This window comes from Paenibacillus sp. PAMC 26794 (assembly GCF_000316035.1).
Lineage (GTDB): Bacteria > Bacillota > Bacilli > Paenibacillales > Paenibacillaceae > Paenibacillus.
Map to the genome: position 1 here is coordinate 69746 of NZ_ANHX01000071.1, position 14988 is coordinate 84733.

The 14988-nt window shown below is 46.3% G+C and carries 13 protein-coding genes; 1 reads left to right on the forward strand and 12 read right to left on the reverse strand.

Annotated features, from left to right (window positions below):
• Window positions 1-192: 192 nt before the first annotated feature.
• From D829_RS0122610 to D829_RS0122640, 6 genes are all read right to left on the reverse strand, one after another.
• Window positions 193-1974 (reverse strand): beta-galactosidase, encoded by a 1782-nt coding sequence (locus D829_RS0122610; RefSeq protein WP_017691194.1) that lies wholly within the window; start codon window positions 1972-1974, stop codon window positions 193-195.
• A 1-nt stretch (window position 1975) separates the two neighbouring features.
• Complete coding sequence (locus tag D829_RS34400) at window positions 1976-2254, reverse strand: alpha-L-fucosidase (protein ID WP_346773285.1); 279 nt, start codon at window positions 2252-2254, stop codon at window positions 1976-1978.
• On the reverse strand, window positions 2203-3435 hold the full coding sequence (locus D829_RS0122620; protein WP_017691196.1) for an alpha-L-fucosidase: 1233 nt from the start codon (window positions 3433-3435) through the stop codon (window positions 2203-2205). The genes D829_RS34400 and D829_RS0122620 overlap by 52 nt, the downstream gene beginning before the upstream one ends.
• Before the next feature lie 30 nt (window positions 3436-3465).
• On the reverse strand, window positions 3466-4230 hold the full coding sequence (locus D829_RS31735; RefSeq protein ID WP_017691197.1) for a copper homeostasis protein CutC: 765 nt from the start codon (window positions 4228-4230) through the stop codon (window positions 3466-3468).
• Between the two features lie 449 nt (window positions 4231-4679).
• A complete protein-coding gene (locus tag D829_RS0122635; RefSeq protein ID WP_017691199.1) occupies window positions 4680-4871 on the reverse strand; it encodes a hypothetical protein in 192 nt (63 codons plus the stop codon).
• Window positions 4872-5063: 192 nt separating this feature from the next.
• A complete protein-coding gene (locus tag D829_RS0122640; protein ID WP_017691200.1) occupies window positions 5064-7847 on the reverse strand; it encodes a glycoside hydrolase family 3 C-terminal domain-containing protein in 2784 nt (927 codons plus the stop codon).
• Window positions 7848-8520: 673 nt separating this feature from the next.
• Between D829_RS0122640 and D829_RS0122645 the strand changes: the two genes are divergently transcribed.
• A complete protein-coding gene (locus D829_RS0122645; RefSeq protein ID WP_017691201.1) occupies window positions 8521-9201 on the forward strand; it encodes a PBECR4 domain-containing protein in 681 nt (226 codons plus the stop codon).
• 121 nt (window positions 9202-9322) lie between these two features.
• On the opposite strand, the gene D829_RS0122650 is transcribed toward D829_RS0122645, so the two are convergent.
• The 6 genes from D829_RS0122650 to D829_RS0122675 all read right to left on the reverse strand — a co-directional run bounded on the left by D829_RS0122650 (window position 9323) and on the right by D829_RS0122675 (window position 14974).
• On the reverse strand, window positions 9323-10411 hold the full coding sequence (locus tag D829_RS0122650; protein ID WP_017691202.1) for a low temperature requirement protein A: 1089 nt from the start codon (window positions 10409-10411) through the stop codon (window positions 9323-9325).
• A 120-nt stretch (window positions 10412-10531) separates the two neighbouring features.
• Entirely contained in the window at window positions 10532-11485 is a 954-nt protein-coding gene (locus tag D829_RS0122655; protein ID WP_017691203.1) for a ring-cleaving dioxygenase, read from the reverse strand.
• Between the two features lie 85 nt (window positions 11486-11570).
• A complete protein-coding gene (locus D829_RS0122660; RefSeq protein WP_026081360.1) occupies window positions 11571-11798 on the reverse strand; it encodes a DUF896 domain-containing protein in 228 nt (75 codons plus the stop codon).
• Between the two features lie 251 nt (window positions 11799-12049).
• Complete coding sequence (locus tag D829_RS0122665) at window positions 12050-13099, reverse strand: SPFH domain-containing protein (RefSeq protein ID WP_017691205.1); 1050 nt, start codon at window positions 13097-13099, stop codon at window positions 12050-12052.
• A 46-nt stretch (window positions 13100-13145) separates the two neighbouring features.
• Complete coding sequence (locus D829_RS0122670) at window positions 13146-13946, reverse strand: TPM domain-containing protein (protein ID WP_017691206.1); 801 nt, start codon at window positions 13944-13946, stop codon at window positions 13146-13148.
• Window positions 13943-14974, reverse strand: a complete 1032-nt coding sequence (locus tag D829_RS0122675; RefSeq protein WP_017691207.1) for a hypothetical protein — start codon at window positions 14972-14974, stop codon at window positions 13943-13945. The genes D829_RS0122670 and D829_RS0122675 overlap by 4 nt, the downstream gene beginning before the upstream one ends.
• Window positions 14975-14988 lie beyond the last annotated feature (14 nt).

A 14988-nucleotide genomic window follows, 5' to 3' on the forward strand; every position in this document is an offset into this window, starting at 1 on the left:
GCTGCGTCACTTTCCCTTGACGTGCCCCGGCACGCCTGCGGAAAATCTCCTTGCTTGGAACGAAAATTCGGCAAAATCTGCTTCCTTCGAGTTTTCAGACACGCCCTAGTCAATGTCCATACCCAACGTATACCTTTTTCCGGCGGACACGACAATTCTCAATAATCGTTTGGCTCACCTATTTTCCTTTTCCTAGCTCAAATCCGGTGTATCCACGAACGTTACGGCCAGTTCAGACGTCTGATGAAGCTCGAATACGATGATTTCATTCTCACCTTCATGGAGGAGCGGGGCAGGTACATACAATGTTTTTTGCGGTCCTTTATTCCAGTAGCGCCCCAGATTGAATCCGTTTACAAATGTAACTCCCTTGGTCCATTTATCCAGACGTAGAAAAGTATCTCTTACATCCGTGATATTAAACTCTCCTCGATAAAATGCTGGTCCCTGTACTTCATTAACTGTTTCGTTAATTGCTTCGCTAATCACATCACTAAATTGTAAGCTCGACAGATCAGTTAATGGCAGACAATGAATCGTCCAATCATATAAAAATTGAAAGCCATGTCGCACCCCCTCCGTAATGCCCTTCGGATCTCTCAGGTACGGGCCATAGTTGATTCGCCCCATATTTTCGACAAGGATCAATAGATCTGCGCCCTCTGGCGGCACTGCAAAGGAAACCAATAATGCCGTATTTCCCCGTTCGAGCACACCCTGAAATTGCCCATCCACAAACACAAGCGCACGGTCACGGACCTCCTGAACCACCAGTTCCTGTCGCTCCCTGGGCCCGGATATCCGGGTTTGATAACAAATAAAGCCATAATCCTGACCCAGCTTCTCCATCCGTTCCGGATTCGTACGTTGCACCGGGACTGATATCCGATCCATCTGCGCCAGTAATGACGCCTGCTGGTTCAACTCTACTCGCCCATAAGCGATGGTCCCCTTCGGTTCTGGCAACACCAGCTCACCCAGATCTTCGTTGCTATACCGAGCAATAAGATCACGTACGGCATGAAATTTCGCTGTCGGCTCCCCGGATTCACTAAGCAGTGAATCGTAGTCGTAACTTGTAATCGTTGGTTCGTATTGATCCTTCTGCTGACAGTTCGCCCCGTTATAAAATCCAAAGTTCGTTCCACCGTGGAACATATAAAAGTTGACTGAAGCTCCTGCTCGAAGCATCTCCTCAAACACACTAGCCACATCTGCGGCTTCTCGGGTATGATGCGACTCACCCCAGTGATCGAACCAGCCGTTCCAATACTCCATGCACATTAAAGGTTCGTCCGCCTGATATTCACGCAGCTTGGCGAACGCTCCCTCCGTTCCTGATCCAAAATTGACTGTAGCCAGATGCCCCGGCACTGATCCCGCTTGCAGCATGTGGTCTGTCGGTCCGTCCGAGGTAAATAACAACACATCCATACCGCGCTCCACCATGCCATCACGTAAATATCGCAGGTAACTCGCGTCATTCCCGAAACTACCGTACTCATTTTCAATCTGCATTGCGATGATCGGCCCGCCATGGGTGCTCAGAAGGGGTTTCAATTTGGGCAAAAGCACATCATAATAACGATCCACATTCGCCAGAAATTTTGCATCATTACACCGAAGACGGATATCATCATCAGCAAGCAGCCAGGCAGGTAATCCGCCAAACTCCCACTCGGCACATATATAGGGACTTGGGCGAACAATCACATGCACACCCACATCTCCCGCAATGCGAATAAAACGTTCCAGATCAGCCATGCCTTCAAAACAATACTGCCCCGGCTGCGGCTCATGGACATTCCACGGCACATACGTTTCCACCGTATTGAAACCGCAGGCTTTCAACTTGAGTAACCGATCCTCCCAATAGTCGGGGACCACTCTGAAATAATGGATGGCACCCGACAAAATCCGAATGGGCTCGCCATCATACATAAATTGTGAACCTTTATACGTCAGCACCTCCATTTTACACCCCTCCCCGCTCGCTCAGATATATGCCTAACCCGGACAACGTAGGGCACCATCTGGATTCATGAATGGTTAATCGCATCTTTCTCGATGTGACCTGTGGGAAACAGCAAATTCGCTTGTAACCCACCACCGTTCCCGTGTAGAACGCTTCCCAACCACCATCTGCCCTCTGTGACTCCAGTGTAAAACGCTCAATCCGTTGGCCTGTCTGGATATGTTCCTTCAGTACCACCCGGTCAAACGATCGTTCCTCCTGAAAACCAGCTCGATCCAAGCCTGCTCCGTTCCTTCGTGAGGACACCAATACGTATCCCGGCGTTCCGTCAGCACTTCCGATACAGCATGTTGTTCATCCATCGTCTCCGATGCTTTTACCAGCGCCTGCAAGGCGAAATTTTCCTGAAAAATGGTACGCAGCGAATCTCCCAATTCCTGTAGTCGCCTGACATCCGTTTCGTGAATGAGACCACGCGTATCCGGTGGAAGATTGAGTAAAAAGGTGGCGTTGCCCCCAACTGTGCCGTAATAGACAGCGAGCAGTTCTTCCAATGTTTTGACCTGATCATCCTCACTGGCATGATAAAACCATCCTGGGCGAATCGAAGTATTCACCTCGGCAGGGTACCAGATCAGTGGGTCACCTTGGGAACGAATGACCTCTCGGCTTCCCAAGTCACTGTCCTGCGTATTGATCCTTGTGGCAAACTCACCATCATCCACCTGCTGCGATTGCTCCTGAATCTTCTCATTATCCTGCATATGCGCTGGCACAACGCTCCATTCCGAATCGCGCGTATGCCCCGCCTCATTGCCGCACCAGCGAACATCCGGGCCGCATACCGAGATGACAGCTTCGGGCTGAAGTTCACGAATAAGCGCATAATAGGCGTCCCAGTCATAGACCTGCCTTTTGCCATTCGGTCCCTCACCACATGCACCATCGAACCATACACAGAAGATGTCACCATAATTCGTGAGCAGCTCGCGCAACTGATGGAGGAAAAACTCGTTATACCTCTCGGAATCCCCATAAGTGGCTTCATTCCGATCCCAAGGAGACAGGTACACACCAAACTTCAATCCACCCTCACGGCAGGCATCGGCGACTTCCTGAACCAAATCCCCCGCACCATTCCTCCACGGACTAGCCGCGACCGTATGCGCTGTAAACTGACTGGGCCACAAACAAAATCCATCATGATGCTTACATGTCAGAATCAGCCCCTTCATCCCCGCAGCCTTCCACGCCTGCACCCATTGCGTTGCGTTCAGTTCAGAAGGATTGAAGATAGCCGGGTCTTCCTCCCCAGTGCCCCATTCCTGATCCGTAAATGTATTTACCGTAAAATGAATAAACGCGTAGAACTCCATCTCCTGCCATCTCAGCTGGCGTTCGGATGGGCTGACCTGTGCTGCGGACTTAATCCATTCGGCTGGTTGCAGTTCATAATTCATGGCGTATCACTCCTTTTATTTAGCGCATCCCTATATTATTGGACCACCCTTGCTTGGACCGCTACTCAGTGCACTACTGTCCATGAATGGCCGTAATGCAAGCAATAACTGCTGCTTGGCTTCTTCAACCAAATGTGGATCAATGGGATAATTAAAGCTGCCTTCGTATCTCACACCTGATCCCATATGTATCTCTGTGATACCTGTTTGTTGGACGAGGGTCTGAATCCCATCTACGGTTATCCCCGATCCTGCCATGACAGCGATGTTCAAGGTTTGCCCCAATTGCTGAAGCTGTATCAGTTCCAGTATGGCTTCAGGCGCTGTCTGTTTCCCTCCCGATGTAAGCACACGCTCCACGTTCCCCAATGTGTTAATGGCCTTGAGCGCCTCAGTCAGGCTTGTGCTTACATCAATTGCACGATGAAACGTAACGCCCAAACCCTGAGCTTCGGCCATACATGATTGCAAGGATAGGAGGTCCACTTCACCATCTCCCGTGAGAGCGCCGATCACAATGCCAGTGGCTCCAAGTTCCCTCGCCACGCGTACATCCCGGGTCATGGCGTGGATGTCATCTGTGCTATAGCGAAACGAGCGGCTATGCGGACGGATCATGACATACACCGGGATAGATACTTGGGATATCACTTGCTCGATGACACCATAACTGGGGGTAAGCCCTCCTTCGGACATCGCAGACACCAGTTCAATCCGATCGGCCCCTCCCTCCTCAGCTGCCTTGGCATCTTCCACATTCACAGCAATGACTTCCAATACAGGCTGTCTTTCCATAAGGTCGCTCCCTTCACTTCATCGTAGATTATCCCAGAACCGTTAACCCGTATCGATACACATCTCTCGAACTGCACACAGCCTGATCCATGACATAAAGGACCGACTGAACGCTTCATCAGCGCTCCTGCGGTCCTTCTTCATCATTATGGGCGACGGTCAGCTTCCAGATTGCAATCTGCAAAGGCTGGCCGTCCTGAACGATATATGGTTTGTCGGTAATGATCTTCATGATTGGATTCTCCTTTGGGGACCGGAATGGGCTAGCAAATAGAGAGCGCAACGGATATCATATACTTTGTTTGATGAGTTTTGTTATTTTTGTTATTTATAATGTTATTATCAATTAGCAATAGTCTAAAACGTTAGGATCAGAACGTCAATACAAAAAAAGACACCCAGAGGGTGTCTTCATGTCTTGGATAACCTTCTGGTTATCCGAGCTTTTTCTATTTTCTACGCCGAGCCTTCGTCATTCGATTAAACATAATCAGTGCAGCAATAATCATGGCTATCATGGCAATATTACTCGCCACTTCTTGTGATAATCCGAAAAGAACTCCCAGGTTAGTCACCAGGCCTCTTACAATCAGCGCCACCACAACCAGCAGGATTGGACTCAAAAAATTATAATTTCTCATTCTTCGCAACACCCCTGACCCCATTGTTCAGAACTACGAATCATCTCATAACACTATCATAACAGTAGCTATTCTGTGTTACAACAAAGGACACCCGCGTACAGTGTCCTTTGTCATATACCAACGTATTCTGCTTTGGATGACAGAACAACCTTTCGATTGCTCTTATCACCTGATATTTCCGATTATCTTCTATACCTGCTTGAATTCGATCCAATCAATCTGGAGGCCTGGTTTCGTGAAGTCCAGTTTCAATTCATACAGTCCTGCTTCAAGGTCTACTTTGACAAGCTTCTGTCTGATCCATTTGCCTTCCGTACCATTCGTTTGAATGGTGGTCACCAACTGATCATTCAGGAGCAGGTTACATGCACTTTGAGCAAGTTCCGGCTCAGGGGACATGATCTGTACGATAATCCGATAATGACCGGCTTCGTCCACTTTCATGTAGACAGGTTCAGCTACCGCAGGTTTCACCTGTGCGTTTTCAACCAGCGCCTGAGCTTGTGCAGCAGATATAGATGCATTCGCTGGGAAAGAAGCGACGTTCTCCACGATCTCGTGTTTTCTACCGGACACCGGTGCATTCATGATGAACTTGCAGATATTAATCGCTGAGCGTTGCAGCTCTCCGCGAGTCAATGTTCCATTTTCCAAGGATTCAATCGTGTTGTCGTCCCAGCCATTGATCTCTGCGCCGTAGTTCGGTACAACCATGTAGAGATCATTTTGCGCACGAATCATCCAGTTGGTGTATTTACGATCAGCCTCTCCACCTTCGGTCACATCATTCATAATCGCCCACCAGTCGGTCATGACGATTCCCTCGAAATTCCATTCGCCACGCAAAATCGTGGTGTTCAGGTCGTAGTTGGATGCCGCCCAGTGTCCGTTAACCGGATTGTAGGAGGTCATGATGGAGTTCGCTCCGCCTTCTTTTACAGCGATCTCGAACCCTTTCAGGTAAATTTCACGCAGTGCACGTTCGGAAACAACAGCATCTACTTTACTACGGTGTTTCTCCTGGTTGTTGCAGGCAAAGTGTTTCAGTGTGGCATTGGAACCACCCTTCATAATACCTTTTGTACATGCTGCCGCAAATACACCCGAGATCAGTGGATCTTCGGAGAAGTACTCAAAGTTCCGGCCATTGAGCGGGCTCCGGCGAATATTAAGTCCAGGTCCGAGCAGGGTATCCACCTGATTTCTCAGCAATTCCTGTCCTTCCATCACATACAACTCTTCAACAAGATCCTTGTTCCATGTCGCGGCAAGCAACGTACCAATGGATACCTGTGTTGACTTCTCGCCACTATCCATACGAATACCGGACGGGCCATCTGCCGTACATGCTACCGGAATACCGTAGTTAAACAGGCTGTCGCTAACACCACCAAATGCAGATGCTGTTCCCGAAGTAACGAGCGGACTGCTCATGCCTTCGCCACGGACAATTGCCGCCAGATCCTGATCACTCAGTTGAGCGATGAAGGTTTCCAGACTCACTTTGTCAGCCTTAACGTCACTCAGCTTGTGGCCCTGGTTGCCCGTCTGCTCCAGCGTTTGCGGGAGATTCTGCTCAATCCGTTTTGCCATGGATACTTTACGCTTCGGCACTTCCGCATAAGTCAGTTCATAAGATCCATCTTCCTTGCGCGAACCTGGTTTCATCCGTGTAAAATCTTCAGTTGGGGCCATCGCTTCTTGCAGTTGCTCCACCAATTGAAGAGATTCAATACTATAGCCATCCTGGCCATCAATGCTGATATGCTGCACTTGTTTCACACTGGTTCCTACGTGCAGTTGGTATGTGCCTTCTTCCAGAACGTATGCGGAAGCATGGCCCGTAACACCCGCATCATCGTAAGATGCCATGGCATGGATCGGGAAGCTAATCGTCAGAAGTTCTGACTCACCCGGCTGCAACAATCCTGTTTTGCCAAAAGCCACCAAAGCCTTCACCGGTTGTCCCAGTTTGCCTTGTGGTGCTTCATAATAGACTTGCACAACCTCTTTGCCCGCATATGTTGTACCTGAGTTGGTCACATTTACACGAACTTCAATGTAGGTTTCGCCGTCTTTGGATACTGATTTTGCTTCTTCGTGTTGGGCCAAAAACGTCGTATAAGACAGGCCGTAACCGAATTCAAACTGAACGCGTTCAGGTCGAAACGTTTCGAAATAACGATAACCTACATAGATATCTTCCTGATACAAGTTCTTGAATTCATTGCCGTAGTTGCTGGTCGAAGGGTAATCTTCAATGGAATATGCAATCGTATCTGTCAGTTTACCGCTTGGTGTAACGTCGCCAGCCAGCACATCAGCAATCGCGTTACCACCCTCCATACCGCCATGCCAGGAGTAAATTACGCCTTGGATCGGATGTAGATACGTTTCGTTTAACCAGCTCATATCGATGATATTTGAGACATTCAACACAACGATTGTGTGTTCAAACTGCGAAGTAACTTGCTTCAACATTGCTTTCTCATCTTCTGTCAGTTGGTAACTTCCTGGCGCATCCGCATTATCCTGGTCTTCTCCTGCTGTACGTCCAATCACGATAATGGCTTTGCTGGATTTGCTTCTAGCCTGTGCAACAAGTTCATCCGTCAAAGGCATTTCTTTCTGATTCCATGGCTCGGCCGCCCATACTTTTCCGCCATCATCAAATGGATTTTCCTCAATCCACTTCTCATAGACAGCTGCCAGCTCTTCATTGACCGTTATATTCTTTTTGCTACGCAAACCATCTAGCAGATTCGTTGTATAAGCCACATGAACACTACCGCCTGAACCCGTGCCGCTGCGATAATAATTGACTTGAATTCGACCAAAAACTGAAACGTTTTCGTTTTCACGAAGTGGAAGCACTTGGCCTTCATTTCTGAGTAAAACGGCTCCTTCTGCGGCAACCGTACGACTAAACTCTGCAAACCCTTCCAATGGAACTCCGATTTGATGTGTGCTCAATGATTTCCCTCCTGATTGTCATCCCCATATCTACGAATCGCTATATATAAAATGAACTAACACAACGTACGCTCATTTTATATAAAAGATATTCTATGATCTGGTAGATTCACTTGTACATAGTCTCATATTAACAGATTCTATCGAAGAAATTAAATTAGATTTGTGCTTTTGAGAAGAAATTACCCTAACGTCAAAAGTTGCGGACACAATTACGCGGTTCCACGAAGTAAGAACGCGCTCATTCAATCAATTATTCGTTAAGAATACAGTGACTCAAGGATAATATTAGGGAATTATTTCCGATAAACGTATGGATAATGTCTCCTATTTCGTTGAACTGCAAGGCTTTTGTGGTATACTAGTGATATCAACATATTAGGAGCGTACTGTGCTCACCAGGGTTGCAACCCTTGGTTCCACTCCGCAGTGGACTTTAAATAAGATGCGGAACAGAGTAATTAGTTGCATAACACACGGTAATACGGAATATACTGTATTTGGACCCCTAGGGTCACTGGGGAAGGCGACCCCTAGTTCCACTCCGCGGTGGACTTTAAATAAGACGCGGAACAGAGCTTTTAGTCGCCACCATATTGTAATTGTGAAGGCGCTGGTTCTATCTACCTAGCGTCTTTTTTAGTTTGTAAATAGAAACTGTGAGGGAACCTATATGCTCGAAAGGATATCACATATCCAGGACTTACACTCACTAAATGTAAAACCAAGAATAGATCAGATTAACCTAAAATTGCTCCTCGACTACTACATCAGCTATCTATTACCATATCGATTTACATACCACTTGGAAGACGGCTTCATACTTCACTTAGATTTTAACAAAGAAAACTTTTGTCATCTTGTAGGCTTACAAAGTATTGTCAATAAAACTTTGAAGGAACGCGCAGCTTCAAAATATAGGGGCATGCCAGGTTTCAATGGTGTTATGAACGGTATAATTACGTTTGACGATTTAAAAAAGAAAAACAAGGGTGGATTCAATAGTGTAAAAAGTAAATTAGTTAATTTCCATCTCATTCCCAAGCTACTTATGTCTTCAACACAAGTCGTTTACTACACTCAACCTGTTAATAGTATTAATTGTGCCCTATTGATATTTGATGTGTATCACAATGCTTACATCCATCTTGGAATTGATAAAATAGTGGAAGGAACATATGTAGCAAGAACGTTTCTTATCGAACCGATAACACAAAAAAATTCAGGCACTACTTTCATTGATGGTCAAAAAGGGCCGATACCCATTGTTAAGACCTTAAAAAGGTTAAGACCCGATACACAAGTAGCATCCTCTACTGCTATCAACATCTCTGAATCATCAAATAACTATTAATAGTGGCTCATCTGGAATCGATTTCAGGTACAAACTAAATAACCGTTCTCCGGTATACTACTGGAAAACGGTTATTTAGTTTGTTTTGCTACCTAGAAGGTTATAGAATTCCTTTGATATATTAAGTCGTAAGTTTTGCATACACCAGGAAGAATAACATGTCTTCGCCCATGATGACATAACCCGGAACCCGGTAGACCAGATCAACAAGGACAAATGCCACCAGTAACCCCACCATGACTGCCAGATGACGTGGCCGGAGTCGTAGATGTGCGTGTCTGTAACGATGGAACACAAGTGAGGTCGACAAGAAATACAGTAGTGCTGATCCAAATACAAATCCTATCATGAACACATAGTTTAACTGATTCTGATATAACAGCTGAATTGAAGCAGCAATCATACTCATGGAGATGTAGATGAACAGATGGCCGTATATGATCGCTTGCCCGGCAGTCTGGATCTCTTTGCTGACCTTTTTCTCCACGTTATCGAAGTATTGCCACCATATCGCAATGACAAAGATGGACGTAAAGGCGGCAAACAGAATGGATTTCATATCCCAATGATCGGCTTGCAGCACAGCGATAATACTCACTACAGATTCACCCAGCAGGATAAGTGTAAAGAGCGCGAAACGTTCCAACAAGTGATGGGTCTGAACCGGTACCTTCACCAGATTTTTGCGTCCGATCAACGGAAGTACGATGTCCACAGCAATCCCCGCATACAAAATCACGTAGCGCAACCAGGAATCAAAGAACAATGAACCTGATGAGATCAATATCCCAATAAGGAAACAGATACCCAAGTAACGAGCCGCTTGCTGCTGATGCTCGCCTTTTGACTTGTGAGCCGTCAGATACTGAATCGCCGTAAATGCCCGTGAACCGATATACCCCACGAAGAAGGACAGGTAGTATTGGTCAAAATGGGTAGAAAGGCTCGCCGTCATGACCATAACGGACAGAAGCTGAAGGATGAGGAAGATTCGATGGATCAGGATATCTTGACCATAGCGGTTAATAAACAAGGTCTGACCGACCCATGCCCACCAAACAGGGATAAAAATAAGCACAAACTTCATTAAATATTCAAACGTAATTACTCCATGTTCGGCATGTAACAAGACATGACCCGCTTTGGAGACCGCTGCTACGAAGAGCAGATCGTAGAACAGCTCCAGCCAGGTAACCTTTTTCTCCATCATCCTTCAATGCTCCTTTAGGTTTTTCTCATACTACGAAGCCTGTTGCTCACTCAGTTACCTAAATCGCTGAGATCTGGTGACGCGCCCAGAGGAAAAGCTCTGAGCGCCATCTACCTTACTTCATTGGACTGTAGCAGGTACGAGTGTTCTTACCTCGATCGGTTGCAGATTGTCCTCAATTTGAGGGCGGTATTTCTCAAACCACTCAGGCAGCATCAATTTTTGTCCAAGCGAATCAGCAGGTTCATCTTTGGCAAAGCCCGGAGGATCGGTAGCAATCTCGAACAGAATGCCGCCAGCTTCTCTGAAGTAGATTGCGTTAAAGTACTGACGATCCCGAACTGGAGTAGGTTGGTACCCGTAATCACGTACACCTTCACTCCACTGTGCATGCTCCTCATCATCTTTGGCACGCCATGCAATATGGTGCACGGTTCCTGCGCCGCCCATACCCAGAGCCATACGGGTCACTGGAACATCTACGACATTACCAATATCCCCGCTGGACCGGAAACGGGCATACTCTTCATTTTCACTCACTCTGACAAATCCCAAAATTTTCTCAAGAGCATCCATCGTTCTTTGCGGGTTAACACTGAATAGGACAGCACCACCGAAGCCTTTGATTGCTTTATCTGTTGGAATTCCTTCGTGCGCCCAAGTGCTGGTTGCTCCCTCTTCCCGTTCAACAAGCTCAAGCCGCAGGCCTTCGCCATCTTCGAATTGAAGCAGGTCTTCATTGAAGCGACTTGTTTTGGTTACCTCAATGTTATACTGTTCCAGCCGGTTCTGCCAGAAGCCAATCGACCCAGGAGGAATGACATAGGAAGTGATGCCGACCTGACCTCCACCAATTTTGCCCCGTGGTGATCCAGCCGATGGGAAGAAGGTAATGATGGTACCCGGGCTTCCGTGTTCGTCTCCAAAGTACAGATGATACACATCAGGTGCATCGAAGTTGATTGTTTTTTTCACCAGATGAAGTCCCAGAACTCCTGCATAAAAATCAACGTTGGCCTGTGGATCTCCTGCGAAAGCTGTAATATGGTGAATACCTGCTGTTTGAATCGTCATGATTAATTCCTCCTTGGTTTGGAAGTGATTTATAGTAAGTTTGTATTATCTTTAAATTAAGATATATAATCTGGCGAATTATATTCTAGTTGTTATTTTGATTAGCCTGTTCTTGTTTCAATTTGTCTGGAGTAACGTCATCGCCGTTTGGATCATAGATGGTTGCATTCAGCAGAATGTCGTTGACCGAACCGCGAAAAGTTTGCAGATATTCCTGGCGAAGACGAACCTGTTCCTCTTTCTCCAACTCCGTCAATCCGCCCTCTTTAGCTTTTCTTGAAAGTTCATTTATTCTGGTCAATGTTGGGATCATCATCTTGATCTCTCCTCGTGAAATGGATTAAAGATATTTGTTCTTGGTTGTTATTTATATTCAAATTAAATATCTTAAATTAAAGATAAATCATTTATGATCGCTTGTCAACTCTTTTATCTAAACTAAAATAAATGAACTTGCTTCCCCACCTTACGTCATGTTGCTTTAACTATGAATTCAGACAAAAAAAGGGATAGCCCCGCAGTATTTAGTGCACTGCTAGACTATCCCTACATGTATTTATTTCATTAGCCCAGCTTCTGACCACAATTCGGACAGAAGTTGGCTCCTTCATTTTTGGCTCCACAGTTCGGGCAGAAGTTTGGCTTCTTGTTGCCTTCTGTAGATGAAGAATTACCTGAATCACCGTTGCTATTTTCCGCTGGCTTCTGGTCAGCATTCTGATTCTGAGACGAATTGGAATTATTGTTCTGGTTCTGGTTTTGGCCTTGATTCTGGTTCATGTTCTTCATCATTTCATTGGCCATGTTCATACCCATCATCATACCAGCCATATCCGAAGCTGCGCCGCCGCCCTGTACTTTACCGGATGAGATGCCGTCTGTCATGCTGACCTGCTGATACTTTTGCAGATTACCAATCATCTCATGCGAAGCAGTCTTTGTAATCATATCCTGAATCTCTTTTGGATAATTGAAGCTCATCACCTGAAAACCGGTAATCCCAATGCCGATGTCCATCATCTGCATATCCAGATCTTCCTGAATCCCTTTGGCAATATCCGATGCATTGGCCTGCAGGTTGAACATATCCTTCCCTTCACGGCTAATCCACTTCATTAGAAGCTGATCCAGCACAGAAGTGATTCGGATTTTGACATCCTCCACCAGATAACTCTGCTTAATGCCTGCAATCTTATCAATCAGGGTCACATAGTCACTTACTTTAAAATTAAATGTGCCGTTGGCCCGAATCGGCATCCCGCCCGGGAGTTGTGGTGTTGGAATCAACACCGGACTTTGTGTGCCCCAGCGCACGGTGAACTCTTTGGTATTTACAAACAAGACTTCGACCCGCATGCCACTGTTGAATCCGAATTTGAACCCTTTTAAGGTAGAAAGAAACGGAATGATCTCGGAATCGATATTAAATGATCCTTCGTCCTCGAATATCCCTTCCACCTTACCGTTATTCAGGAAAATGGCGTCCTGACCCGAACGGATGATGAGTTTACTCCCCTTCTTGATCTCCCGGTTGCTCCACTTCCAAAATATCATGTCATCTCTAAACTCTTCCCATTCCACCACATTCGAAAACTGATTTCTGAAAAATCCCATATTCGTTTCCATCCTTTCTATTTAACATAATTCGCAGACTCCGTTACTAAAACGACCCTCTACTTCCACTGTGTGAGTGACCACCTCGGGAGGTTCCTCCACCGCCGCCTCCGCCACCGTTGTTATTGTTCTTCTCAATTTTGCGCTTGGTTACGGTTGTGCGGATATATCGATCCTGACGATCAATGACACTGGAATTGCTTGAATCCTCATAAGTTGCACGATTGACTGTGACACGTCCCCCGGAACGATAGGTCATCATACCAACAACAATACCGCCAAGAACTACAGATACTCCCAACTGAAACCAACCGTTGAACAAAATATTGTTTGGATTCACACCAGGTTCATACCCCATATATTTGTAAGAGAGCTCAATATATTTCTCAAATGCGAGTTTATAATCCCCACTGGACAATTCAGAGGTAACTCGGGTACGGATAGCATCAAGCCGCTGATCGCTCAGATATTCTTTTGCCTTATAAAACCCAGCCAAATATACTTCACGATTATTCATGTCCATCGTCAATATGACAGCATTACCATGTTCTTTATCGTATCCTAGCCTCTGCTTATCATAAAAATCTTCAGTTAAGAGTATAACATCCTGATTTTCAACATTATTTGTTGTCAAAATAACAAAGTCCGTCTGCCGTTCCGCGCCATACTGACTCGCAAGTACATTCAGTTCACTTATCTCCTGCTCACTCAGCAGGTTGGCCTCATCGTAGATGAGATTTTTGCTCTCCGCTGCGGATGCCAATGACATGGGAATCAACGGAGCGACAAGGGTTATCATAAGTAAAATGAGCGTAGCCATCACGGCCAGAGGGGTTCTTTTTCTCATAAGAATCCACCTCCCATCATCCAGGAAACCAGCTTCAGTGACAACAACGAGACCGTAGAGACTCCTGCGAACCATCCAGCTACTTTGGCTTTGCTGATCGGTGGTTTACCGACCACTTTACCTGTCTGACCATTCATGGCAAAGGTATACTGTGCCCGATTGTAGTCATAGTTGACCATCCACACCGGGAGCAGCACATAGTCTGCATTTTTGAGCGTAGTATCAATCTGTTTGTCCGTGTAGCTCACGCTGGTATATCCGGATACAGTTGAGGCAATATAAGAATCAATGTACGATCTCGTTTTATCCTTGGCCCGTGGAAAAAGTTCCTCGTCCGTATAACTGTATTTTTCCGCAATATATCCCGCCAGATACGGGGTCTTGAACAATTTCAGCTGATTATATGGGAAAGGCTCAAGCTTATCCATCAGTTCATCCTTCATTTTCTCCGATGCATCGATGGGCAGGTTCACGTAATTCAGCCGAATTCGGCGGTATACATCGAAATGCTGTGTTTCCGTGTAATGGTAGTCGCCCTGGGTGTAGGATCTGACCTTGGTGCCACGACCATGCACTTCGATTTTGTTATGTAACTCGTACAACCAGAACGGCACGTACATGCCGGTAATGCTCTGAATCCGATCGGCGGACATGAAGCCACTTGGCGTTAACAGGCCGTTTCTGCACCACTTTTTGAAAGCCTGCTTGGCTTGATCCTTGTTGATCGAAAAGGGAATCACCATCGCGGGGGCCAGATTGCCCGTCAGCCGATCACTGAGTACAACCGCTGCACCGCAGAAACTGCATGTCGTCGCACTGGTCTCCGGCTCCGTCACAATGTCAGCTCCGCAGCTGTTACAGTGGTATTCCTTGACCTCATTCTCCGTGAACACTTGTCTCTTCAAGGGATCGGGGATCTGCTCTATGTTGTCCTGGCGGCCGCAGCTGGGACAGGATAATGCACCTGACACACTGTCAAAGATCATACCACTGCCGCAGTTTGGACATTTATATTCAATAACCGGCATCTGCTCACCTCAAT

Bases quoted from the DNA above. Each gene is read 5' to 3' on its own strand.
- D829_RS0122620 (WP_017691196.1), bottom strand. From the start codon at position 3,435: ATGAATTATGAACTGCAACCAGCCGAATGGATTAAGTCCGCAGCACAG.
- D829_RS0122660 (WP_026081360.1), bottom strand. From the start codon at position 11,798: ATGATCCCAACATTGACCAGAATAAATGAACTTTCAAGAAAAGCTAAA.
- D829_RS0122610 (WP_017691194.1), bottom strand. From the start codon at position 1,974: ATGGAGGTGCTGACGTATAAAGGTTCACAATTTATGTATGATGGCGAG.
- D829_RS0122655 (WP_017691203.1), bottom strand. From the start codon at position 11,485: ATGACGATTCAAACAGCAGGTATTCACCATATTACAGCTTTCGCAGGA.
- D829_RS0122675 (WP_017691207.1), bottom strand. From the start codon at position 14,974: ATGCCGGTTATTGAATATAAATGTCCAAACTGCGGCAGTGGTATGATC.
- D829_RS0122650 (WP_017691202.1), bottom strand. From the start codon at position 10,411: ATGATGGAGAAAAAGGTTACCTGGCTGGAGCTGTTCTACGATCTGCTC.
- D829_RS31735 (WP_017691197.1), bottom strand. From the start codon at position 4,230: ATGGAAAGACAGCCTGTATTGGAAGTCATTGCTGTGAATGTGGAAGAT.
- D829_RS0122645 (WP_017691201.1), top strand. From the start codon at position 8,521: ATGCTCGAAAGGATATCACATATCCAGGACTTACACTCACTAAATGTA.
- D829_RS0122665 (WP_017691205.1), bottom strand. From the start codon at position 13,099: ATGGGATTTTTCAGAAATCAGTTTTCGAATGTGGTGGAATGGGAAGAG.
- D829_RS0122635 (WP_017691199.1), bottom strand. From the start codon at position 4,871: ATGAGAAATTATAATTTTTTGAGTCCAATCCTGCTGGTTGTGGTGGCG.
- D829_RS0122670 (WP_017691206.1), bottom strand. From the start codon at position 13,946: ATGAGAAAAAGAACCCCTCTGGCCGTGATGGCTACGCTCATTTTACTT.